Below are 23,513 nucleotides of genomic sequence, written 5' to 3'. Positions count from 1 at the left end.
CGTTATACTATGGAAACAATTACTTACGCTAGAATATGGAAAACATTTACTCTGAAGAACAAAAATCCGTAAAAACGGTAAAAGCGAGCCAGAAAACTGTTGATTTCTTGCTTAGCTTTTCAAAATCGATTCATGTAGTTGACTACAAAAAACACCAGTTTGAAGTAACATTGAATTAATTTAAGGATCAAACTGACGAAAAGAGCCGCAATTAGCGGCTCTTTTTGTTTTTATAATAGTCATTGATCACAGTTTTTCTCCCAATCGTCTTGGTAATTATATCTTTTTCCAAATCCCAACCCCTTGCGGGAGAATATTCACGGCCGTACCAAATAATCTGAAGGTGCAAACGGTTCCAGATTTCCTCGGGAAACAAACGCTTGGCATCGCGTTCCGTTTGGACAACATTTTTTCCATTGCTAAAACCCCAACGGTACATCAACCTATGAATGTGGGTGTCCACAGGAAAGGCAGGTATTCCAAAGGCTTGGGAAACCACAACACTTGCTGTTTTATGTCCCACAGCGGGCAATTCTTCCAATAAGGAGATATTTCTCGGAACTTCACCATTATATTTTTCTATCAAAATTTTCGACAGACCATATATTCCCTTTGATTTCATAGGGGAGAGGCCCACAGGTTTAATGATTTCCCGGATTTCCTCTTCCGTTAGTTTTACCATATCAAAAGGATTATCTGCTTTTGCAAATAATAAGGGTGTGATCTGATTGACTCGAACGTCGGTACTTTGGGCCGATAATAAAACTGCGATCAGCAGGGTATAAGGATCTTTATGGTCTAAAGGAATAGGAATGGTGGGATAAAGCTCATCCAGGGTCTTAATAGTAAAATCAACCTTTTCTTGTTTGGTCATATTTGTTTAACTTTGATAAAGTAAATATTAAACAATTAATTCAAGAGCGACGCACATGAATATGTTAAAAGTAGGTGATAAAGTACCTGATTTTTCAGCAAAAGACCAAGACGGTAACACAATTAATCTTACCGATTATAAAGGCAAGAAATTGGTGGTTTTCTTCTACCCCAAAGCAAATACCCCGGGCTGTACTGCGGAAGCCTGTAATTTAAGGGACAATTATAAGGAATTGCAAGCGCAAGGCTATGAACTTTTGGGCGTAAGTGCGGATTCCGAGAAAAAGCAATCTAATTTTAAGAAAAAATATGAATTTCCTTTCCCATTATTGGCGGATGAGGACCACACCGTAATCAACACCTTTGGGGTTTGGGGACCTAAAAAATTCATGGGTAGGGAGTACGATGGTATTCATAGAACCACTTTTGTTATTGATGAAGAGGGCAAAGTAGAAAATGTCATCGAAAAAGTAAAGACCAAAGATCACGCAGCACAGATACTGGCATAAAAACTAAAAAAGGCGCTGATATAGCGCCTTTTTTTATTCTTTTTCTTCCAGAACTTTTCTGGTGAACAAGTTCTTCTCTTTTATAGTTTCTGCAATACCTTCCGGTAATTCCTTTTCCCAGCCTTCATCTTTATTGATGATTTTCTTGAGCACATCCCTTGAGAAGATATGCAATACATCCGGATCATAATCGATAATGTCCATCACCTTACCGTTATACTTGAAGAATTTGTACAATTCCTTCATCCTTGGGTGGACCTTAACATTGTTACTGGTAAGTACTTGCCCGGTTTCGGGATCCTTCATTGGATATAAGTAAACCTTCAAATCCTTGAAGAACAATTTACCGAATGCTTCCAAGATACCACCACTCAAATGACGGTAATATTTTTCGTCGAATACATCCACCAAGTTATTGACGCCCATTGTTAAACCAATTTTAGCCTTGGTGTAATTGTTAAAGTACTCTACCAGTTTATAGTATTCTTGGAACTTGGAAATCAGTACCGTGTGGCCAAGGGAGCAGAGCAGTTCGGCCCGGTCCATAAAATCCTGTTCGTCAATTTCCCCAGATGCCTTGAGGTTGGACAATGTTATCTCAAACACAACGATGGCGTTTTCCATGTCCACCGTTTGTTCTCTGATGAAAATATCGTACGATTTCTGGAACATATCCATATTCACCTTGGTAACAGGCCTGAAACTACCGCGAAGGGCCAAGATATTTTTCTTGTAAAGCACGGCAGCTGGCAACAAGTTGTTGCCATCAGGTCCAAACATTACAGCATCCGTCATATCGTTTTTAATAAGCTGAAGACTCATCAAACGGTTATCGACATCGGCAAAATTGGGCCCGGTAAAGTTGATCATATCAATTTCCAACGTATCTTGGTCAATATGATCATATAGGTATTTTAAAAGTTTTCTTGGTTTGTGGAATTTGAAAAATGCCCCATAAATCAGGTTAACACCAAGTATTCCAAGTGTTTCTTGCTGTAATCTTGCTTCATTTTGCTTAAAACGGATATGGAGTACAATCTCATCATACTCCTTTTGGTCGGGGTCTAATTGAAAACGTAGTCCAACCCATCCATGTCCTTTATATCTCTTGGAAAAATCTATGGTGGCTACCGTATTGGCGTAGCTAAAAAATAGATAATCCGGATTGCTGTCCCTGCTTATCCGTTCCTCGACCAAACGCATTTCGTGGTCCAGCATTTTCTTTAATCGGGATTGGGTCACGTAGCGCCCGTCTACCTCAATACCGTAAATAGCATCACTAAAGGATTTGTCGTAAGCACTCATCGCTTTTGCAATGGTCCCAGAGGCTCCACCGGCCCTAAAAAAATGCCTAGCGGTTTCCTGTCCTGCGCCAATTTCGGCAAAGGTTCCGTAAATATCACGATTTAAGTTTATCCTAAGGGTTTTGGCCTTTATGGAAGGAATATTTTCAAAAGCATTTTCTTTGCTTGGTACGGTAGGCATATCCAAATTTTAAGATGAAACAAAGTTACACTCTTCAATCAATCTATTAAATAAATAAGTTATAATTTTGAAATTAATGGATGATCAGATGACCATTACTTTTTTGGGTACGGGAACTTCGCAGGGGATTCCTGTAATCGGTAGCAATCATCCCGTATGCCTGAGCAAGGACCCGAGGGATAAAAGACTACGTGTTTCCGTATTGATTTCATGGAACAACTACAATTATGTAATTGATTGCGGGCCGGATTTTAGACAACAAATGCTTGCCAATCCCATAGATCAGTTGGATGGCATTCTGTTCACCCATGAACATGCGGACCATACGGCAGGTATGGATGATATACGTCCTTTTTTCTTTAGACAGGGAGATATTCCAATTTATGCCCATCCTAGGGTAATTCAATCCTTAAAAAAACGGTTCGACTATATTTTTGCGGACGAAGACCGATATCCCGGTGCTCCAGCTGTTCAGGTAAATGAAGTCGATAAAAATATGAAAATCCCATTAGGGAATTTGGATGTGGTGCCCATTGAAGCCTTTCACAACAGACTACAGGTTTTTGGTTACCGTTTTGGAGAATTTATCTATATGACGGATGTGAAACGGGTAGAAGAGGAGGAGATAAAAAAAATGAAGGGAGCCAAAGTATTGGTAATAAACGCACTGCGTATCGAGCCACATCATTCTCATTTTAATTTGGAAGAAGCTTTGGATTTTGCCAAAAAAGTAGGGGCGGAGCAGACCTATTTTACGCACATAAGCGCTTTGTTGGGATTTCATGAAGAAGTAGAAAAAAGTCTCCCCAAAAACATACATTTGGCCTACGATAACCTAAAGATCAAAATTTAGATTTGATGAAGAGAAATATATTTCTATACCTATTCGTTTTCGCCGTATTATTGGCACTTTTCCAGTTTGTTACGGGAAATAATATGCAAAAAGCATTGATATCAGATGTAAAACAACTAGAACAAGAGGTGGTGAAGCTAGAGGATTCTTTGCAGACCTTGCATTTAAAGGTATTGGACATGCAATACTTTACCTTGGAGAACAATGACGATGCTTTGGCGTATTATGACCACCTGAACCTTGAAAATCCATCACTATATATTCAGGATAAGTTGTTGGAAACCAACGAACAAAAAGGCGACAATCCTTTGATTCCTTACGAAGGCATGGAGAGTGATTTTAAAATCAACAAAATCAAAGTATTGAACCACAAATGGATTTTGGCCGATTTTTCCGATGGTAAATATTGGGGCGACCTTATTATTAAGTATGAACTAAAGGATGATTTGAGCGTAGACTTTACGTTGGCAGAGCATTTGCTCTACGCCCCGCAGGAATATTAGATTTAGAGGATTCACTTTTAAATATGTCCTTCCAACCATTTTTTGAACGAGAAAAAATTCTGCTGGGAAACACCATGTCCCACAGGAAACTCCTCATAAGTTGTTGGAATATTCAATTTTTTCAAGAAACTTGGTGATTTTTGGGCCCATTCCAAAGGAATGACTTGATCCACCTGACCGTGTGAAGCATAAAAATTCAACTTGCTATGGTCTTTTTGGGCATAATCATCAACCAAAATATTTTCATTGATGTATCCGCTCAACGCGATAACATTTTTCACTTTTTCAGGGTAGGACAATGCTACGGAATAACTCAGAATGGTTCCTTGGCTGAATCCTAAAAGGGTTATATTTTCTTTATCAAGGTTGTAAGCTTCAATGGCCTCATCTATAAATTGAACAATTTTTTCCCTAGATTCCTTGGCCTGCTCATCATCGCTCCACTTACCCTGTTCAGCATCAAAATTGATGGCATACCACGCGTGTCCAAAAGGTTCAAGGTTATATGGTGCCCTAACCGAAATCACCGTTAATTCCTCTGGAAGTTCAGAGGCGAAAGAGAATAGGTCCTCTTCGTTGCTGCCGTAACCATGGAACATAAAAAGTGCCGGAATTTTACCAGAAACTTTGGCCGAAGGTCTTAGCAGATATTCTAGTGATAGGGGTTTAAGCGACATATTGTTAGTTTAAGATATGAATGTGAACCATTTTTGAAAATACTTACCCACTATTGGCAATGGTTTAAGTTTATCGTTAAGGGCTTGTAAAAAGCCAAAAATCCATATGGCAAAATAAAAAAGATAAACCGGTATGGCCAAATATGCATAGCCCGCATAGGTCATTAAAATGGCCAGGGCATGAAAAAGGACATGTATGCCAAATGCTTGCCGAATATGGAAACGGGCATATTCATTTTTTTCTTCAATGTTCATGGTGATGGCAATCAAGCAGCCAACAATGGTAATATAAGCTACTACGGCAGCAGTTTTCCCTGGGGCAGATGGGTCGCTCATTACAAAGTACTTAGGTCGTTATTGATGATTCCGTAAACCGTACCCTTTAAGGTAGCACCTACGAACATACTGTTTTTTGATGTAGAAAGAATGTCCCCTGTTCCAAAAATATATTCTCCCTCCGGATTGAAGAGTGTTAAGCAAGCCATGGCGCCTTCTTCCAGTTTTGGAGACTCTATTTGATATCGAGACCTTCCCTTGGTCAACAATGTGATGGTTTCGTCCAGTTCAAAAATGGTATTCAAACAACCAAATGCAGACTCCAGACCTATGCTGCCATTTTTTGCGTTGTCAAATTCTACGCGTTTGTGCTCTACATCCATAGGAATGTGGTCCGAAGTCACAAAATCTATAGTTCCATTCTTCACCCCTTTGATCAAGGCCTTGCAGTCAGATTTTGTGCGCAGGGGAGGGGAAACCTTAAAATGCGTATCAAACTCCACTAAAGTTTCATCAGAAAAAAATAGATTGTGTACCGCTACACTACAAGAAACGTCCAGCCCTTTTTTCTTGGCTTCGGCAATAAGTTTCACCGAACCTGCCGACGAAATCGTAGGGATATGCAGTTTTCCCCCAGTATATTCTAGGATAAAAAGGTCACGTGCAATCTGTAGTTCCTCCGCTAATGCGGGAATTCCCTTTAAGCCAAGTTTTGTGGACACTTCCCCTTCATTGGCCACTCCTTTTCCTTTGATGTCTCCATCTTGTGGAAATGAATATACCAGCCCATCAAAATTTTGGGCATACAGTAAAGCTATCTTGAGTAAATTGGGATTGGCGATTTGTTTTTTGAAATCAAAGAAAGCAACTGCACCAGCGTTTCTCATATCGAAAAGCTCGGCCAAATCAATCCCCTCCGCATTTTTGGTCAGAGTTCCCAATGGGTGGATTTTGGTTGCCTTACCCTGTCCACGCTCTTTTAAAAACACAACGTCAGAACTGGTATCGGGTACCGGATGCGTATTGGGGTTGAGCACAATATCGGCAAAACCACTTTTGCCCGCTGTAAACAATCCGTTGGCAATGGTCTCTCGTTCTTCAAAACCCGGCTCACCGAACGCCACGCTGCTATCAAACCAACCCAATGAGACGTGAAGGTTCTCCTTTTCCAACACTTTTACACCGCTAGTGGCTTCAACAGAGGCACCAATCTTATCGATTACTCCTTTTTTTATAAGGATATCGCGTTTTTTTAAGTGTAGGTCCTTGTTCTCTGGGCATACAATTTTTGCAGACTTCAGCAGAATGTTCATGTAACAATTTTTTGAATGAGTACCTCTATCAGCGCCAGAAGCAACGCTAAAATAACAAACCATTTCCAATAAGCTGTAATGTTGTTCTCCGCTTCTAGATATTCGAACAGCTCCGGAACGGAATCCATGGAATTCATATTTTCCAACGAACCGACATCCAGATATTTGAGCTGACTTTCGGTCCGCGGATAATTAAAACTTATATTTTGTAAAACTTGTTGATTTTGGAGTACGGAGTAAATTCCATCTTCCGTAGGGTTTTGATCAAAAGAAACACGGACCCGATGTGGGAATATCTGCTGCAGAGGGATAAACTCATAACCATCTTTAGCAACCTTTAAAATATCATCATTTCCGATTTCCGCCGGAATATCCACTGTGTTGGATTTGCCAAGGGTTTGATAAGTCTGTGGCATTTGCAAACTGGATTGTGCCATATTGTAAAATGTAGGCACAATCAATGGGGAGTTGATAAAATTTGAATTTTCTAATTCCAACGGCACTGTAAACACATACAATCCATTGTCCCCGACCAAAAATGGATTGCCACCGCTCAAAGACAACGCAGTAGGTAGACTGGTCTGTATTTTGAAATATTCCTTTACCGATGGGTATTGAAAATTGGTAACCTCTTTCTCAAAAACATTGCGGTACAATGGATGCTCAAAGGTTATAGAGGTTAATTGCACATCGGCCACTACTTTTTCTTGAAATTGCGTGCTAGATAAACTTGACAATAAACTGTTGTACGATGAAATGTCACTGTTCTTTGATGGAACAATAATCAAAGTACCCCCATCATTTTTAAATGTACGCAGTATATTCTGAAGACTGGTCGGGATTGACAATTGAGCATCTAAAATCACCACATTCTGATCTCCCAAACTACTATAGTCCAATTGATTCAGTCTATATTTCTGGAAATCGAACTCATTGCCACGGAATAAGCGGTTCAAATAATCACTATCCGATGCGCTGATGGCCAGCACCTTTATTTTTTCTTTGGAATTGATATTAAAATAAAAACGATTGTCGTACCCCAAAGAATTATCAATAATACTTAAGCGTCCGTTCAGCGCTTCATTCGTTAGAATGGTAAATTCGACTTCACCGTCACCGTTCGATTTAAATTTTGCTGCTGTTTTTGCTATCAGTTCATTGTCATTATAAAGTGAAATGGGCAGGGCCTCATCCTCGTTACCGCCCGTCAAGAATACTTTTAATGTAGATTGGTCGTTCAGGGCGTCATCAACAAAAACGGAATCAATGGATATGTTTTGGAGCTCTCGCGCTTGCAGAGGAACAAAATGAACTTGCAGCCTAGAATCCAATTCGGGGTTTGCTACGGATATTCTTTCTTGAAAATCGGAGATTACAATCAGGTTTTTTACCGTACCCTGATTTTGTGAAAATAAAGTATTGGCCTTAAGACCAATTTCGTTCAGATTCAATTGCTTGTGCGAGAAAGTCAATGATAATAATGAGTTCTGGATATCGGAAACCCTTACATTGCTAAAGGTTTTTTCGTTGGTAAACAGACTGAATTCTGTATCTGCTCCAATATTTTTAATGAAGTCCTGTACAGCTTTTTCCAAAAGCGAAATACCATTGTTTTTGGCCTGCATACTAAAGGAATCGTCGAGATACACTACGGTCTCTTTTTCCTGAAGAGCCGTATTTGCGGAGGTAAACGGCTGGGCAAAAGCTATGATGATGGCCGCGAGCAACAATAATCGGGTTATCAACAACAACCACTTTTTTAAGGTGTTACTTTTTCTTGATTCCAAAACTACCTTTTGTAGCATCGCCACATTGGTAAAAGGAGTTTTAGTAAAGCGTCTTAATTGAAATAAATGAATTAAAATGGGTATGATTAGAAGAAAAAGTGCCCAAAGAATTTCTGGATGTTTAAACTGCATTCCCAATATTGCTTGATCAAAGATAGGCATTAAAACATTCTGATTTCAAACTTCAGTAATCATTGGACACGCAAAGTCTAACAAAAGAAGAAGTAATCTTGCATTGGGAGTTGGCCCAATTCTGAAAAATAACTGCGGATTTCGTATTGTGCATTCTCGTTGGCCACCGTTATGATGCTCTGCGGGTTCTTCAAACTCTGCAAAGCTTCAAAATGGACAAGTTCTTTTCCGTAGATTTTTTTGCCTATTTTTTTTGGGTTGTCGCACAACCAGATAAAATCCAACCCCTGTTTTTTTAATCCTTTGGCAATCTTTTTCCCTTTGAATCCTGCGCCCCAAACCACTAAAGGGCGGTTTTTATCATAATCTAGTTTTAGAAAATAGTGCAGTTTGATGTCCAAAAAATAGTTTTGGGCGTAGTGCTCGTGGGTGCGTGAAGTTCGGGTGTCGTAATCACGCCAGAGATGCAATACTTGGTCGCAGGGAATAATTTTGAAGCCATGTTCGTAAAATCGAAATGTTAGATCGTAATCTTCGGGGTATCGTTTTGGTTCAAACCCTTCGGATTGTTCAAAATCGCTTCGATAGACCATCCAACAGGGTGAGGGGATGACGCATTCTTTATAAATCTCTTCAAAATTGTTTCCGGTGGATGTTAATTGATTCAGCCATTCTTCATAACGTTGATAACCATTGCTGATGCCTCTGTTCGAAAAATATTTCACCTTTCCTACGGCAACATGTCCTTTTCCATATTTTATCAAAGAATTGACCATGACTTCCAAACGATTTGGTTCCATAATGTCATCTGAATCCATTCGCGTCACAAATCCTCCACTACTTTGTGCAAATGCTGTTTGAAGCGCAGGAATTATTCCATTTCCGTTATTTTGAAATACCTTAATGCGTTTATCTCTCTGGGAATAGGAGGATAGGAGCTCAAGGCTTGTATCGGTAGAGTGGTCGTTTACAGCCAATACTTCCCAATCGATATAAGTTTGGTTTACAATGGAATCCAGGCATTCTGGTAAAAAATCTGCCGTATCCTTGAAGGGAATGATGATGCTAACCTTGTCGTTTTGCATACCATTAATTATTCAGGTTCAGGCGGATGATTTGGTACCGGGATAGGGAGATAACTTAACTTTTTAATGCTTTTGCAATGGCTTCGGTGACCATTTTCTCCATAATATCATATCCGGCTTTGGTGACATGCACCTCGTCCGTGGTTAATTTGGACTGCATTCCATTTCGGTCATCGGCCATTTCGGAGAAATAGTCCAAGTACATTACGTTCTGGGCTTTGGCCATATCTTTGAGCATTTTGTTGAGCTTCGGGATTTTAATATTTGGGTTCAATCCGGGACGCCATGGGTAATCATAAGCGGGAAGAACCGAACAAACAATAGGTTTGATTCCGTTTGCTTTTGCCAATTCGACCATGGACAAAATATTATCATGAATCTGTTCTAATGTCACTGGGCCTGTGTTTCCAGCTATATCGTTGGTTCCTGCCAAAATAACAACAACTTTGGGGTCGAGGTCAATCACATCCTGACGAAAACGCAGCAGCATTTGTGGTGTGGTCTGTCCACCGATTCCACGATTTACATAAGGATTTTCGGAGAAGAACTCGGGATGGGTCCCAATCCACATTTCGGTGATGGAATTCCCCATGAACACTACACGGTTTTCACCGTCTGCGGGAGCTTCCAGTTCTGCATTTGCCATTTTATACTTTTCCAAATTAGGCCAATCTTGGGCGTTTACTTTTGAGGTGATAGATAATCCTAGAAACGATATCATGAACCAAAGTACAGTTTGTTTTTTCACTATGTGCGGTTTTTGTTAAAAGTATAAAAATTCAACCAAACCTAGTTGAATAAAAAAGCGGTACAACTTATAAAGTCATACCGCTTTAATTATTTTATGTGCTGTGAATTAGTATTTCGCACTTTTTCCATTGGCCTGAGTCCTAATGATAAAATCCCTAATGTCATCGTTGGCTGTTTTTAGGTCTTCTTTTCTCAGGTACATCATGTGTCCAGAGCGGTAACCTTTCCAATCGAACCGGTCTTTCATTTTACCACTAGGGTCAACTTGTGACATGGTGTATTTGGCTGCAAAATAAGTACAAGCACCATCATAATACCCAGATTGAACCAAAACATTCAGGTAAGGGTTCTGTGCCATGGCTTGGCGCAAGTCGTCACGAACACTGTCGTCGTCGTTGTTCCAAGGGTGAACCGGTCCAAACATGTTGTATTTGATGTCGGTTTTGAAATCCAACTCTTCCTGCAAGTAATAATTTATGGCAGGGGTGAAGCTGTGCAACCACGAGGTCAGCTCTGGAGAATAATCTGGTCGGGTTCCGGCCAACATTTTATCGATTCCCAAATAACGACTATCCAAACGCCCGATAGTGTATCCTCCTTTTTCTCTTAGCAAAGCTTTCCAAAAGAACTGCGTAGGTACATCTAAATTATGGTCTAAAATATCCTGAACATCCAAACCTGAGTAACGTGCCATTTTATCGGCAATTGATTTACGTTCGGAATCAGCAATAAAACCACCTTTTGCAATGGCAGGCAATAGTTCGTTTATGGTAAATTCCTCTACCTCTGGCAATACGTCCAATAAGTCTTTGCTTTGCAAGTCCGAAGGCAATGCTTTGTGATGCCAAGCAGTTGCGGCAAAATATGGCATATTGAGTGCACTTGAAACAGGGTCGTTGTCTCGGAATACCTTATAATCGGCAGGGGAAACCATGATCACGCCGTTCAAATACATCCATTGTTGATTTTGTAACGCTAACGAAAGGCCCATAACGCGGGTTCCTCCATAGCTTTCACCCACAATATATTTTGGTGAGTTCCAACGATTGTTTCGGGATACGAAGGTGTTCAACCATTCGGCCAAATACTTGGTGTCCGCATTGATTCCGAAGAACTTATCACGATCTACATCTTTTCCTGTTTCAGGAATAGTTCGGGAATAACCAGTATTCACAGGGTTTACGTAAACAATATCGGTCACATCCAATACAGAGTATGGATTCTCCTTAACGCCATAGGGCTGGACAGGATATCCTTCATCATCAATTTTAAGGATACGTGGACCTGTGTAGGCCAAGTGCATCCATACAGAACCAGAACCTGGACCTCCGTTAAATGAAATCAAAAGGGGCCTAGAGGCTCTATCTTTTACATCGTTCTTGGTGTAATACGTGTAGTGAAGGGTTGCAATGGGCTCACCCATTTCGTCCCAAACGGGCTGTGTGCCTGTGGTAGCAGTGTAGTTGATACGATTTCCGCCGATAGTCACTGCATGTTGCGTGGCAACAGTTGTGTCAACAGGAATTTTTCGTTCTTGGGCAAAGGTCAATGACGCACACAACGCCATACCTAAAAGGAAGAGTTTTTTCATTATTATTTGGTTGAATTAGTCTAGTGCATAAAAATAGGGAATTTGAAAGTTCCTGCCTTGTTAAAACAATCGTAAAACCTGTATTTGAGCTATATTTATTAAATTTAGTTCCAATACTAAATCCATAAGCTATGAAAATCATTTCTCGAAGAAATTTTAATAGTCTCACCGCAAAAGGACTTGGCGGAGCAGCTTTATTGTCATCTGCTCCTTTCGCCTGTGCCATGGGAGCAAATCAGGATAAAAAGAAACTTGGAATTGCCTTAGTGGGATTGGGGAGTTATAGCACCTACCAGTTGGCGCCAGCCTTGCAGGATACCCAATATTGCTATTTGGCCGGAATTGTGACCGGAACGCCTGAAAAGGAGAAGATATGGGCTGATAAATACGGAATCCCGGAGAAGAATATCTACAATTATCAAAATTTTGATGATATCGCCAATAATGAGGATATCGATGTAGTGTACGTGGTGCTTCCCAATAGTATGCATGCCGAATTCAGTATTCGTGCCGCAAAAGCGGGCAAGCATGTGATCTGCGAAAAACCTATGGGAATAAGTGTTGAGGAGTGTACAGCCATAATCGAAGCGTGCAATGAAGCCGGAGTAAAATTGGGGATGGGCTATCGCTTACATTCCGAACCCTACACCCAGCAGGTAAAGGAATATGTAAAAGAAAAAACCTTTGGGGATATTCTCTTCGTTTCCGCTGATGCGGCCTACCGCTCAACGGGCAATCCAGACCAGTGGCGATTGAACAAAGAAATGTCAGGAGGTGGTGCTTTAATGAACATGGGCGTTTATGCCGTGCAAAGTACCATTTATGGTACAGGTGAAAATCCGATTTCGGTGGCCGCTCAGGAATTTAGTACTCGCCCCGACTATTTTAAGGATACCGACGAGACCATTACAGCACAATTTAAATTTCCAAGTGGGGCAGTAGGGAATATTACCACTTCCCACAATTTTAATGCAAATGCCATGTATGCTTCGGGAACATCGGGATGGTTTCGGTTACAGCCCGCTAATAATTATGGACCGTTGAGCGGAGAGACCTCCAATGGAGATACCATTAAATTCCCGCACGAAAGCCAACAAAAATTGCAAATGGATGATTTTACACGACATGTTTTATTCGATGAACCTAACAAAGCGCCTGGCGAAATGGGCAAACGTGATATGGTGATTGTGGAGGCTATTTATAGATCCATTGCCAATGGGGGAGAGACTATTGCATTGGATTTTGAGCCTGGTTATGGGTTTGGGGGGTGATTTAAAGTTTACTATAAAACATTATTTAAATCCTGACTCCCAATAATAGCAATAATTTCAACTAAATCATTATTCAGTTTATAATAGATACTATCTGAGCCACAAACACAACGTTTATATCCTTTTTTGATATGGTCCACTGATTCAAAAGAATATGGTTGTTCGGCAATAATTTGGAAATATTCAAAAAAAGTTTCAAAATATTTGTCAGCTTGAGCCATCCCAAACCTTTGAACGCCATATTGATGGATTCTAATTAAATCTTCTTTTGCTGTGTTGCTCAGTCTATATTTAGCCATTGAGCATTGACTTGGACTGGGCCAGAATTTCTTCTTTGCTATCACTGGTAAACCCGCTATTTTCGGCTTTTTCCAACTTTGCTTTAACCCAATCAATTTGTACTTGTTGTTTTCTTGCCTGACGTATCAAATCATTGACAAGTTCACTTTTGCTGGAATACTCTTCCTTATCCACTTGTTCTTTAAGCCATTGATCGTTAGGTTTGGTAAAGGAAATACTTTGACGAGCCATAATTTCTGATTATTTGATATGGTGTAAAAATACACCAAAATCGAATCATCCCAAACTATTTTATAATTTTGATACGGCCATTTAATTTAAAATTTTTCAAAAACCCCCAATCCAAACAGTGCGAAATCGTATTTTACAGGGTCGGTGGCATCCAGTTTTCTTAGATTTTTGTCCAACTCCAGTAATGCTTTGGCATCGTTCTGTTTGCGTTTGAGCAGTTTGAGTTTACGGGCCACGTTACCTGAGTGCACATCCAATGGGCAGGAAAGTTTGGCAGGGTCGATGTCTTTCCACAAGCCAAAATCAACCCCAGTGCTGTTGTCTCTCACCATCCACCGTAAAAACATATTGATGCGTTTGGCCGCAGAGCCTTTATTGGGGTCGGAAACGTGTTTTTGCGTTCGGCTCTGGTGTGGCAGCTCAAAAAACAGTTCCTTGAACTTGGAAATGGCAGGCTGCATGGAATCTTTGGTCTGATGTGCGGTGAAAACCGCTTCCAAACCATCGTGGTTTTTGTAAATATTTTGAAGGCTGGTTACAAAGTAACCAAGGTCAATACCATTAAAGGTACGATGTACAAAAGGGGAGAGGAGTTCCAAATCACGCTGGGTATGGTTCATTACAAAATCATGGGGTGTGTTGCCCATCAATTCCATCTGTCTTGTGGCGTTGTTGATGATACTCTTGCGATTGCCCCACGCAATGGTGGCCGTTAAAAATGCGCTGATCTCAATATCCTCCTTTTGCGTGAATTTGTGTGGGATTTGCAAAGGATCATCCTCCAAAAACTTGGGATGGTTGTATTCCAATACCTTGGCATCCAAAAATTCTTTGAGTTCCGCTTTGGTCATATCAATCTTTGGAAACGATCAAACCATCCACCATGGTGAGTTTACGGTCCGCCATATCGGCCAAATCCAAGTTGTGGGTCACCAAAACAAAGGTTTGTCCAAACTCATCACGTAATTTAAAAAACAATTTATGAAGATTCTCGGCGCTCTCTGAGTCCAAATTGCCACTGGGCTCATCGGCAAAAACTACGGAAGGATTGTTCATTAAGGAACGGGCCACTGCTACGCGCTGTTGCTCACCGCCCGATAGCGCATTCGGTTTATGGTCGTAGCGATCCTTTAATCCCAAAAAGTCCAATAGTTCCTTGGCACGTTTTTCCGCTTCGGCTTTCGGAGTTTTTTTGATGAAGGCAGGTATACACACATTCTCCAAAGCGGTAAACTCGGGCAGCAACTGATGAAACTGAAAGATGAACCCTATATGCTCATTTCTGAACTTGGCCAAATTCTTCTCGTTGAGTTGGTTTACGTCCGTATTATTGATCAACAATGTGCTTTCCCCCTTATTGGTCGGAGTATCCAAAGTGCCCAAAATTTGTAGTAAGGTTGTTTTTCCCGCACCCGAAGCACCGACAATCGATACTACTTCACCTTTCTTGATTTCGAGATCAACGCCTTGCAGAACTTTGAGGTCTCCGTAACTTTTTTGAATATTTGTGGCCTTTATCATAAGTACAACTTCGCTGGTCGAAGATAATCATTACCGTTGTATCGCAAAGATGATCGTTTTAACTCGATTTCCATAACTTTTAAAGTTTTAAGCGTAATAGGGGAGACATGACGGTTTGGGCAAAAGTCTTTTTTTATAAGAGCCACTGGATTAAGTTTATGGTTATAACTTCGACCAAGGGATACATAAATATTTGTTAGAAATCAGTTGTAAGAACAAATATTGTTTAACTTTGAATCAAAATGAATAAACAAAATAATTCAAATTTAGAAATAGCAATTTTTGCAGGAGGCTGTTTTTGGTGTACCGAGGCTGTCTTTCAAAGACTTGATGGAGTAGAGGAAGTGGTTTCTGGATACACGGGCGGGAACATTAAGAATCCTGCATACCGCGAAATCTGCACAGGTCGAACCGGACATGCCGAAGGGGTAAGGATTACTTTTGATTCTTCAAAAATATCCTATTCGGAACTATTGGAAGTTTTTTTCGCTACGCACGATCCAACAACCCTTAATCGACAAGGTAATGATGTGGGCACACAATATAGAAGTGAAATTTTTTATACTTCTTCTGAACAAAAAAAACTGGCTGAAGATTTTGTCCAATTTTTGGAAAGAGAAAAGGTTTTTGATGCCCCGATAGTTACTGTAGTATCAGAAGAAAAGCCATTCTATTTGGCCGAAGAGGAGCATCATAATTACTACAACGATAACAGGCAACAACCGTATTGTCAAATCATAATTGATCCTAAGATCAAAAAATTGAACAATTATTTTTCAAAAAAGCTAAAGAATGGCACCATATAGAAACCTTGAAGAGTACAACATCGAAATTACCAATGAGGTGAAAGACCACTTCTCCAAAATTGTAGGGGATATTGGTGAAGACGTAACTCGTGAAGGATTGATCAAAACTCCAGAGCGGGCCGCCAAAGCGATGCTTTTCTTGACCCAGGGCTACAAGCAGGATGCCGAGAAAATCCTAAAAGGTGCCATGTTCGCCGAGGAATATGATGACATGGTAATTATTAAGGATATTGAACTATATTCCCTTTGTGAGCACCATATGCTTCCGTTTTTTGGAAAGGCGCACGTTGCTTACATCCCCAACGGCCACATTGTTGGGTTGAGCAAAATCCCAAGAGTGATCGATGTTTTTGCAAGAAGATTACAGGTTCAGGAGCGGTTAACACACGATATTTTGGAGTGTATCAATAAAACCCTCAAACCCAAAGGGGTCGCCGTGGTCATCGAAGCGTCCCACATGTGCATGATGATGCGCGGAGTGCAAAAACAAAACTCGGTCACAACTACCTCTGGATTCCGGGGACAGTTCGAAAAAATAGAGACCCGAAACGAGTTTTTAAAGCTCATCAGCGCCGATTTGTCATAATCCACTTTTCCAATTAGATGGGAATTGCTATTTTTCCCACATGACAGAAGAAAAAGACAATAAGTACCGTAACCTATTTTTAGGGTTATTGTTCGATGCCATTGGGATGCTTTCCTTTGTTATTCCAGGCATAGGAGAGTTTTCCGATGTAATCTGGGCGCCCGTAGCGGGTTGGCTCATGACCCGCTTGTATAAAGGAAGAATAGGTCAAGCTGCTGGTGTTGTGACTTTTGTAGAGGAAATTGTTCCAGGGTTGGATGTAATTCCGACATTCACGTTAACTTGGATATATACCTATGTTCTCAGCAAGAAAAAAGGCCAACCTAAACAAATAGATTGACCTATATTCTCTGTAAATACCTTTGCTTGTTAAAGTGGCACGTTCAAACTAAACGATATATTTCTTCCAATGTTTGCTATGCCATCTGCTTTTAATCTTGATAGGTGGGAAATGTAATTTTCATCAAAAAGGTTGTTGGCCGTGATGGAATACCCCACCTTTTGGTCAAAAATTCTCATATCTCCTCCCAAGCCTACGTTAAATAGATTGTACCTTCCCGTAGTGGTTTCAAAATCGGCTACCTTGTTTTGATCAAAATTTGTTTGAAGGGTTACGAAGGCATAACATTTATAATCTTGATTTCGTTTTTTCCACTCAACCCGGAACGTATTGGTCCAGCGGTTGGCAGGAATCAAGGGTAGATTGGACTTATCTTCCAATTGCCCGTAAACTATGTCGTAGCTACTCTCTAAATGCAACCAATCAATAGGATGTGGGTGCAAATGGAACCCAAACTCTCCACCATACAAAATGGCATTTTGCTGTTGAAAGTCATATATAGGGTCCAGTTCTCGGAATTCTCCAGTAGGTTCCAAATAAATATAATCGTTCACGATATTGTAGAATGAATTGATATAGGCCTCAAGGTGTTTGTTGCCATATTCCAGTGCCAAGTCAACTTGAAAATTTTGTTCACTGTCCAAATCGGGATTACCAATTTCTACTCTATTTGCACCACTGTGCAAGCCATTGGAAGCCAATTCGGATAAGTTGGGAGCCCTAAATCCTGTGGCGAGATTTAAACGGCCCAAAATATTTTGGGTCAAATCCATTCGATAACCCACAGCGGCATTAAAACTATTGAAGTTTTTGTCCAACGATGGAATGTACTCTTCGTCTCCCTCTACACCACTAGCTTCTCCGTTGATAGATCTAAGGTCGTAACGTAATCCAATCTGAAGGTCACTTTTATCAAAATGGATATGTGAAGTTGCCAGGATTCCGAAATCGTTGGTTGTGGCATTGGGAACCAAAACCTCTTCGCCGAAGTTCTCATTGGTTTGATGCATACCCTGCACTCCAAAGATCGTGGTCATTTTGCCCCATTGCGGGTTAAACTGAATATTGTAGTTGAAGGTACTCAAGCGCATATCAAGTGCTGCACTCTCGTGGCCTTCTTCCTCGTGTTCCTCGCCTTCGTGCTCTTCCTCTTCGGCGTGTTCCCCACCCTCCTCATGCTCGTGTTCCTCTTCGTGGTGGTGCTCTTCGAACTCCTTTCTATTGTTCACGGTATAGCCAAAAGTGGCTTCAAGGCTCGATTTTTTGAAAAAGAAGTTGTTCTTGGAACTAATAATGTGGGTCGATAGCTCTTGATAGGGCATCAATGGATCGCGATCATTGTTCTGTGCCCCGATTTCTTCCGGAATTCCCAATTCCGAACCATTGTAATTGTATCTAAGCTCTGTCTTAAACTTGGAAGCCTGATAGGCAAGACCTGTTTTTAAATCTGCTTCGTTGAACCTTGAGTTGGTTACACTGGTTCCATCTCCTGTCTCGTAATCGGCGTTTGATGCATACGCACCTCTGACCAAAAATTTAAGTTTTTCCCCAGAAGTTTTGAACCCTGCATTGCCATTGTAGCCCAGGGTATTGGAGAAGTATCTCATATTCACATCACCAGAGGTCTCGCCAGCTGTCTCAAATTTTTCGGGATTAAGGTAAAGCACACCTCCCAAAGCATCCGAACCATATAATAAGGACGCTGGGCCTTTGATTACCTCTACACTAGAGATACCGGCATCATTTATTCCCAATCCGTGCTCACCACCATATTGCTGGTTCTCCAACCTAACACCTTGAGTATAAACAAGTACACGGTTAAAGCTCAGACCACGAATTACGGGCTTTCCGATGCCCACCCCAGTAGAGACCGAAGATACACCAGGTATATTGGTAATTCCTTCAGATAAGGTTATTCCTCCTTGTTGTTTGAGTTCCTCCATGGATTTTTGCTCCACCTTCATCACATTTTCACGTTGGAGCTTATGGAAAGGAGTGGATAGGACCACTTCATCCATTTCTATGGCGGATGGAGTCATTTGGTAGTCAAATTGATTACTTCCTGTATTTATTTCAATGGAAGTTGAATACGTTTCAAACCCAATATAGGAAATCACTAGTTTGTAATTTCCTTCCGGTAAGTTCTTTAATCGGAAGTCTCCGTTTTCATCGGTTACCGTTCCGTTTTCCAATTGAGGAATATAAACGGAAACTTGTTCCAATGGTGTGCCTGTTTCGGCGTCGGCAACGTTTCCTGATAATGAGTTTTGGGTATATGTTAAAAGGGGGAACAATGCCAATAGCATTGTGGTACAAAATTGTTTCATTGTAAAAGATAAAAAGTTGACGAATCTAGAAAAATCTTACTATGAAACTGATGGGGGAGCCCTTAAAGCCTGAAAAGACGCTTCTCGTGGCTCGTAAAAAAAAGAATAATTTATGGTCTCATACTTTATTTCCGGTATGTCGACCGGTGTATATGTGAAGGTAATGTTGAACAGTACTTTGTTGGCGAGGGTGAAATCATTGAAATCACAGTCCAGATTGCCATCGTGTATATGGTTTGTTCCAAACGCCACACAATGTTTTTCTTGATTGTGCTCGTACAACGTATGCCCTAACTTTATAACGGAGGGAGCTAGAATTGCTACCACCATCAGTAGGGAACTTAATATGAGTATGCGTTTGTGGAGGCTGGTCATCATACGTTCGCAAAGTAACCAAGCCCATATTTGTTTTTATGTTAAAAAAAACATAAACTATGAAAGGAGAAAGCCCAATCCCATCCGTTTTAGCATTTTTTTCTCAAAATTCCAGAAAAATTGATACTGTCCGAACAACCAGCCAATCCCAACCAAAAGAACTTGGTAAATAGGAAATATCAAAAGAATGCGAAGAGTCCAATAGATGGCCCCATGTATGTTTTCGTTATCAAAACCAATCAAATGGACCAAAGGGGCGGCCAGTTTTCCAGATAAACTTCCTGTAATGGCAAAAACAATAAAAATGGCTATCATTTCCCACTTATAGTCCACTTTCCATTTGTTTTCCAACTTTTTGAAGCACCAAAGAAAGAACTTGATCAACATTACATGGATAATAAGCATAACACCAATGGCAAAAGGCCATTCGAACACTGTATTATTAAGGCCAAAAGCATGTAATAAACTCCTAGAAACAAGATAAGCGGCGAGTAGGTTGAGAATTGTACCCAGAATGGGAAAAAGGATTTGCCAGTTCTTCTGGATTTCCCAACGTTGTTTTATTTTTTGCATTGAAGGCTAAAGCTATAATCAATGCAAAAATAATACTTTAAATCCTTGGAATGAAAGGCCCTAACCTTTGATTGTACTTCCTTTGGAAATAAATGAAATAATTGTAGAGTTTGTAATTCACTTCGTAACCGTAATCTATGCTTGGGTCATAGTTAATTTGCATTTCGTACAGATTAGGATTCCATCGCATAGGGTTGAGCACTCTTTGGTTCCAATTGATTACCATTATGGCATTTCTATTTTCCAAAAATGATTGGGAATAGTAGCCTTCTGGACGGGCTATGGAATTGAGCCATGTGTTAAAACCAGGTTCTATGATTATGATTTCATATTCAGTTTCATCATTTGCAATTTCAACTGGTTCTTCATCATTGGAGTCAAACAGAGCCTTTTCTTCACTTGATACATCTAATGTTGATTTTTGTGAGGTACAAGAGGTGAGGGCCATGCCAAACATCAAGCCGATTAAAATAAGGTGTGTGGTTTTCTTTTTCATATACATAATGTACAAAAAAAGCCGCTTGGAAATTCAAGCGGCTTAGTTAAATATCGTTAATTGGATTATTCTACTTTCCAAAAAGTCCGCCCAGGACTCCGCCAAGACCACTTTTCTTCTGATTGCCACCGTTTAAAACCATTCCAGCCAAATCATCAATAACGCTGCCGTCGCCGTCGCTATCCAGAAAAGTCTCAATTAAGGATTGTTGTTTATTGGCAGTTTTGGTTCCACCCATTAGGCCCCCCAAAAGACCATTAAGTCCTTCTGGACTGCTTACATTCTGCTGTCTTGTTTGTTTTCCCAAATATCCCAACAGAATTGGTGCCGCAATTTTAAGGATTTGTGCAATTGAGCTGGCATCAATACCAGACTTGGCGCTGAGTGCATTTTCTACCTGTGATTGTTTGGAACCCAATACATGGCCTAAAATTCCAGCACCGTCGTTCATCACATTTTGGTCCACACCACCACCAAAAAGACCGCCCAGGTCGTCCAAAATTCCGCCATCATGCTTGGAAGAAAGCGCATCCATAAGTCCTTGCGCTCCACCGGGGGTAGAAGCATTCTTTTTCATGGCACCCATCAATAGGGGCATTGCCATGCTCAAAACTTCTGCTGTTTTATTTTCGGGCTGCCCGGTTTGTCCTGCAACTCCGCTGATCAACTGTTTGCCCACTGGGCTATTGATCAAATCTAATAATCCTGACATTGTGTTAGTGTTAAGGTTTGAAGTAACAATGTACGAAAAAGTGAGTTTTACAAGATCGTTCCCTTCAGAAAAAAACCTATTTCTTTAGCAATTTGATAACCTTGTCCGCCAATTCAATACCGATGCGTTCCTGTGCTTCTAGAGTAGAACCTCCTATATGTGGGCTCAGGGAAATCTTGGGATTCATTAGTATTTTGATTTCCGGATTTGGCTCAGATTCATACACATCCAATCCTGCAAAAGCCAAGTGTTCGGAATCCAAAGCCTCTACCAAGGCAACTTCATCCAAAACGCCCCCACGAGAGGTATTGATGATTCCTGAACCAGGTTTCATTAGTCCAAGTTCTTTTTTACCGATCAAATATTTATCCTGTGCTGGAACGTGCAGACTCACAAAATCCGAATTGGCCAACACTTCCTTCAACTCACTGCTTTTTAAGGTAAAATCAATGGACTGTCCATCAAAAAATGAAAGGGACAGGGTTGCTTCTTTGGTTTCGTGATCTGTGAAGAGGACTTCCATTCCCAGAGCAAGGGCGATTTTTGCCGTGGCTTGCCCAATTCTACCGAAACCAACAATACCCAAGGTTTTCCCTCTAAGTTCAACTCCAGCGGCATAACTTTTCTTAAGCTGCTTAAATTGACTATCGCCATCCAAAGGCATGTTACGATTGGAATCGTGCAAATAACGAACCCCATTGAGCAAATGGGCAAAAACCAATTCTGCTACGGATCCTGAGGATGCTTCCGGAGTGTTGAAAACCTGAATTCCTTTGGATTCGGCATATTTTACATCAATATTGTCCAGACCTACACCGCCACGACCTATCAACTTTAAGCCAGGGCAATCATCTATCAGTTTTTTGTTGACTTTGGTTGCGCTGCGCACCAATAATCCTTCAATTTTGTTTTTGTTGATATAGTTTGCCAATTGTTCTTCAGCAACACGGGTATTTTTAACTTCGAAACCTTCCTTCTCAAGCAAGTCAATACCTTCTTGGGCAATTCCGTCGTTGGCTAAAATCTTCACCATTAAAACTATCCTTTCTTTTCCAATTCGCTCATTATGTCGACCAATACACCTACACTTTCCATGGGAAGGGCGTTGTACATTGAGGCACGGTAGCCGCCAACGGAGCGGTGTCCATTAATACCACTTATTCCAGCTTCTTTGCACATGTCATCAAACACATCTTTTAGTTCATCATCGGTGATGTTGAAAGTGGCGTTCATAATGGAACGGTCCTCTTTTGCGGCAACCCCATAAAATACTGGATTCAGTTCAATTTCTGAATAGATCAAGTTGGCTTTACGCTCGTTGATTTCTTCGATGGCGGCAATACCGCCCAAATCTTTCAACCATTGCATAGTGAGCATGGAGACATACACGGCAAAAACGGGAGGTGTATTGAACATGCTTTCCTTTGCTATATGGACCGAATAATCCATCATGGAAGGAATCTTTCGGGAAACTTTACCCAAAATATCTTCTTTTACCACTACAAGGGTGGCTCCTGCAGGTCCCATATTTTTTTGTGCACCAGCATAGATCAAATCAAATTGTGAAAAATCCAATTGACGTGAAAAGATATCCGAGCTCATATCACAGACTAGGGGAACATCCGTTTTTGGAAATTCCTTAATCTGTGTTCCATAAATGGTATTATTTGACGTAAGGTGCAAATAATCAAGGTCTGATGGGATGGCGTAGCCCTTCGGGATATACTTGAAATTATCTTCTTGTGATGAAGCTACCTCTACAATTTCTCCGAACAAACGGGCCTCTTTAATCGCTTTTTGACTCCAAGTTCCTGTATTTACGTATCCTGCCTTTTTATCCAAAAGATTAAAAGCGGTCATTAAAAACTGCATGCTCGCTCCTCCTTGCAAGAAAAGGGCCTGGTACCCCTTGCCCTCCAGTCCCAAAAGTTCAAGGGCCAAGGAACGGGCATTTTCCATAATGGCCACAAACTCTTTGCTGCGGTGCGATATCTCGATAAGTGAAAGTCCAATGCCGTCCAGTTCCAGTACAGCTTGGGATGCTTTTTGCATAACCTCCGCCGGTAGAATGCAGGGGCCTGCGCTAAAATTGTGCTTTTTCATTGACTAGGTTTAAGGAGTAAAGGTCTAAAAAATAGTTG

27 protein-coding genes are annotated in these 23,513 nt (G+C 40.8%); 7 read left to right on the top strand and 20 right to left on the bottom strand.

What is annotated here, in order from left to right; all coding sequences use genetic code 11:
* Positions 1-211: 211 nt before the first annotated feature.
* Positions 212-874: an endonuclease III domain-containing protein gene (locus K1F36_RS01345; protein ID WP_220112180.1), complete on the bottom strand. Its 663-nt coding sequence runs from the start codon at positions 872-874 to the stop codon at positions 212-214.
* Between the two features lie 55 nt (positions 875-929).
* Between K1F36_RS01345 and bcp the strand changes: the two genes are divergently transcribed.
* Positions 930-1,382 (top strand): thioredoxin-dependent thiol peroxidase, encoded by a 453-nt coding sequence (gene bcp, locus K1F36_RS01340; RefSeq protein WP_220112179.1) that lies wholly within the window; start codon positions 930-932, stop codon positions 1,380-1,382.
* A gap of 33 nt (positions 1,383-1,415) precedes the next feature.
* On the opposite strand, the gene K1F36_RS01335 is transcribed toward bcp, so the two are convergent.
* The gene (locus K1F36_RS01335; protein WP_220112178.1) at positions 1,416-2,867 is read right to left on the bottom strand and encodes a TonB-dependent receptor; all 1,452 of its coding nucleotides are present in this window, start codon (positions 2,865-2,867) and stop codon (positions 1,416-1,418) included.
* Between the two features lie 88 nt (positions 2,868-2,955).
* On the opposite strand from K1F36_RS01335, the gene K1F36_RS01330 reads away from it, so the two are divergent.
* On the top strand, positions 2,956-3,720 hold the full coding sequence (locus tag K1F36_RS01330) for an MBL fold metallo-hydrolase (protein WP_207032217.1): 765 nt from the start codon (positions 2,956-2,958) through the stop codon (positions 3,718-3,720).
* Between the two features lie 5 nt (positions 3,721-3,725).
* Positions 3,726-4,223, top strand: coding sequence for a hydrolase (locus K1F36_RS01325; protein WP_220112177.1), 498 nt, complete (start codon positions 3,726-3,728; stop codon positions 4,221-4,223).
* Between the two features lie 17 nt (positions 4,224-4,240).
* Here K1F36_RS01325 and K1F36_RS01320 read toward each other — a convergent pair whose 3' ends face one another.
* The 7 genes from K1F36_RS01320 to K1F36_RS01290 all read right to left on the bottom strand — a co-directional run bounded on the left by K1F36_RS01320 (position 4,241) and on the right by K1F36_RS01290 (position 11,834).
* Positions 4,241-4,900, bottom strand: coding sequence for an alpha/beta hydrolase (locus tag K1F36_RS01320; protein WP_220112176.1), 660 nt, complete (start codon positions 4,898-4,900; stop codon positions 4,241-4,243).
* Between the two features lie 9 nt (positions 4,901-4,909).
* The gene (locus K1F36_RS01315) at positions 4,910-5,236 is read right to left on the bottom strand and encodes a hypothetical protein (protein WP_220112175.1); all 327 of its coding nucleotides are present in this window, start codon (positions 5,234-5,236) and stop codon (positions 4,910-4,912) included.
* Positions 5,236-6,489, bottom strand: a complete 1,254-nt coding sequence (locus K1F36_RS01310; RefSeq protein WP_220112174.1) for a dihydroorotase — start codon at positions 6,487-6,489, stop codon at positions 5,236-5,238. Before K1F36_RS01310 ends, K1F36_RS01315 begins: the two co-directional genes overlap by 1 nt.
* Positions 6,486-8,408 (bottom strand): BatA domain-containing protein, encoded by a 1,923-nt coding sequence (locus tag K1F36_RS01305; protein ID WP_258538892.1) that lies wholly within the window; start codon positions 8,406-8,408, stop codon positions 6,486-6,488. The genes K1F36_RS01310 and K1F36_RS01305 overlap by 4 nt, the downstream gene beginning before the upstream one ends.
* Positions 8,409-8,485: 77 nt before the next feature.
* A complete protein-coding gene (locus tag K1F36_RS01300; RefSeq protein ID WP_220112172.1) occupies positions 8,486-9,493 on the bottom strand; it encodes a glycosyltransferase family 2 protein in 1,008 nt (335 codons plus the stop codon).
* A gap of 55 nt (positions 9,494-9,548) precedes the next feature.
* Positions 9,549-10,241 carry an SGNH/GDSL hydrolase family protein gene (locus K1F36_RS01295; RefSeq protein ID WP_225604431.1) on the bottom strand — a complete coding sequence of 231 codons (693 nt, stop codon included), beginning with the start codon at positions 10,239-10,241 and terminating at the stop codon, positions 9,549-9,551.
* 108 nt (positions 10,242-10,349) lie between these two features.
* Complete coding sequence (locus K1F36_RS01290; RefSeq protein WP_207031715.1) at positions 10,350-11,834, bottom strand: S10 family peptidase; 1,485 nt, start codon at positions 11,832-11,834, stop codon at positions 10,350-10,352.
* Positions 11,835-11,965: 131 nt separating this feature from the next.
* Here K1F36_RS01290 and K1F36_RS01285 point away from each other — a divergent pair, with 131 nt between their 5' ends.
* The gene (locus K1F36_RS01285) at positions 11,966-13,105 is read left to right on the top strand and encodes a Gfo/Idh/MocA family protein (RefSeq protein WP_220112171.1); all 1,140 of its coding nucleotides are present in this window, start codon (positions 11,966-11,968) and stop codon (positions 13,103-13,105) included.
* Positions 13,106-13,116: 11 nt separating this feature from the next.
* Here K1F36_RS01285 and K1F36_RS01280 read toward each other — a convergent pair whose 3' ends face one another.
* The 4 genes from K1F36_RS01280 to K1F36_RS01265 all read right to left on the bottom strand — a co-directional run bounded on the left by K1F36_RS01280 (position 13,117) and on the right by K1F36_RS01265 (position 15,157).
* The gene (locus K1F36_RS01280; RefSeq protein WP_220112170.1) at positions 13,117-13,404 is read right to left on the bottom strand and encodes a type II toxin-antitoxin system RelE/ParE family toxin; all 288 of its coding nucleotides are present in this window, start codon (positions 13,402-13,404) and stop codon (positions 13,117-13,119) included.
* The gene (locus K1F36_RS01275) at positions 13,397-13,636 is read right to left on the bottom strand and encodes a ribbon-helix-helix domain-containing protein (protein ID WP_207031710.1); all 240 of its coding nucleotides are present in this window, start codon (positions 13,634-13,636) and stop codon (positions 13,397-13,399) included. The genes K1F36_RS01280 and K1F36_RS01275 overlap by 8 nt, the downstream gene beginning before the upstream one ends.
* An 86-nt stretch (positions 13,637-13,722) precedes the next feature.
* Entirely contained in the window at positions 13,723-14,487 is a 765-nt protein-coding gene (locus K1F36_RS01270) for a TIGR02757 family protein (protein ID WP_220112169.1), read from the bottom strand.
* Between the two features lies 1 nt (position 14,488).
* Positions 14,489-15,157 carry an ABC transporter ATP-binding protein gene (locus tag K1F36_RS01265; protein WP_207031706.1) on the bottom strand — a complete coding sequence of 223 codons (669 nt, stop codon included), beginning with the start codon at positions 15,155-15,157 and terminating at the stop codon, positions 14,489-14,491.
* 242 nt (positions 15,158-15,399) lie between these two features.
* Between K1F36_RS01265 and msrA the strand changes: the two genes are divergently transcribed.
* Genes msrA through K1F36_RS01250 form a run of 3 tightly spaced genes read left to right on the top strand, consistent with a single transcriptional unit; the run spans position 15,400 to position 16,889 of the window.
* Positions 15,400-15,963: a peptide-methionine (S)-S-oxide reductase MsrA gene (gene msrA / locus K1F36_RS01260; RefSeq protein ID WP_220112168.1), complete on the top strand. Its 564-nt coding sequence runs from the start codon at positions 15,400-15,402 to the stop codon at positions 15,961-15,963.
* Positions 15,950-16,549, top strand: a complete 600-nt coding sequence (gene folE, locus K1F36_RS01255) for a GTP cyclohydrolase I FolE (RefSeq protein ID WP_220112167.1) — start codon at positions 15,950-15,952, stop codon at positions 16,547-16,549. Before msrA ends, folE begins: the two co-directional genes overlap by 14 nt.
* A 40-nt stretch (positions 16,550-16,589) precedes the next feature.
* On the top strand, positions 16,590-16,889 hold the full coding sequence (locus tag K1F36_RS01250) for a hypothetical protein (protein WP_207031703.1): 300 nt from the start codon (positions 16,590-16,592) through the stop codon (positions 16,887-16,889).
* Positions 16,890-16,918: 29 nt separating this feature from the next.
* On the opposite strand, the gene K1F36_RS01245 is transcribed toward K1F36_RS01250, so the two are convergent.
* The 7 genes from K1F36_RS01245 to serC all read right to left on the bottom strand — a co-directional run bounded on the left by K1F36_RS01245 (position 16,919) and on the right by serC (position 23,475).
* Positions 16,919-19,216 carry a TonB-dependent receptor gene (locus tag K1F36_RS01245; RefSeq protein ID WP_258538891.1) on the bottom strand — a complete coding sequence of 766 codons (2,298 nt, stop codon included), beginning with the start codon at positions 19,214-19,216 and terminating at the stop codon, positions 16,919-16,921.
* A 39-nt stretch (positions 19,217-19,255) separates the two neighbouring features.
* Positions 19,256-19,594 (bottom strand): hypothetical protein, encoded by a 339-nt coding sequence (locus K1F36_RS01240; RefSeq protein ID WP_220112166.1) that lies wholly within the window; start codon positions 19,592-19,594, stop codon positions 19,256-19,258.
* 54 nt (positions 19,595-19,648) lie between these two features.
* Positions 19,649-20,164, bottom strand: coding sequence for a DUF6787 family protein (locus K1F36_RS01235; protein WP_220112165.1), 516 nt, complete (start codon positions 20,162-20,164; stop codon positions 19,649-19,651).
* A 37-nt stretch (positions 20,165-20,201) separates the two neighbouring features.
* Positions 20,202-20,660: a DUF6146 family protein gene (locus tag K1F36_RS01230; protein ID WP_207031700.1), complete on the bottom strand. Its 459-nt coding sequence runs from the start codon at positions 20,658-20,660 to the stop codon at positions 20,202-20,204.
* Between the two features lie 70 nt (positions 20,661-20,730).
* Positions 20,731-21,372 (bottom strand): DUF937 domain-containing protein, encoded by a 642-nt coding sequence (locus K1F36_RS01225; protein ID WP_220112164.1) that lies wholly within the window; start codon positions 21,370-21,372, stop codon positions 20,731-20,733.
* A gap of 76 nt (positions 21,373-21,448) precedes the next feature.
* Positions 21,449-22,402 carry a D-2-hydroxyacid dehydrogenase gene (locus K1F36_RS01220; RefSeq protein WP_207032211.1) on the bottom strand — a complete coding sequence of 318 codons (954 nt, stop codon included), beginning with the start codon at positions 22,400-22,402 and terminating at the stop codon, positions 21,449-21,451.
* 8 nt (positions 22,403-22,410) lie between these two features.
* Positions 22,411-23,475 (bottom strand): 3-phosphoserine/phosphohydroxythreonine transaminase, encoded by a 1,065-nt coding sequence (serC, locus tag K1F36_RS01215; RefSeq protein ID WP_207031697.1) that lies wholly within the window; start codon positions 23,473-23,475, stop codon positions 22,411-22,413.
* Between the last annotated feature and the right edge of the window lie 38 nt (positions 23,476-23,513).

It is taken from the genome of Flagellimonas abyssi (assembly GCF_019457905.1).
Taxonomy (GTDB): Bacteria; Bacteroidota; Bacteroidia; order Flavobacteriales; family Flavobacteriaceae; genus Flagellimonas; species Flagellimonas abyssi.
Note: the sequence above shows the minus strand (reverse complement) of the source record. Positions and strands in the feature narration are given on the sequence as shown.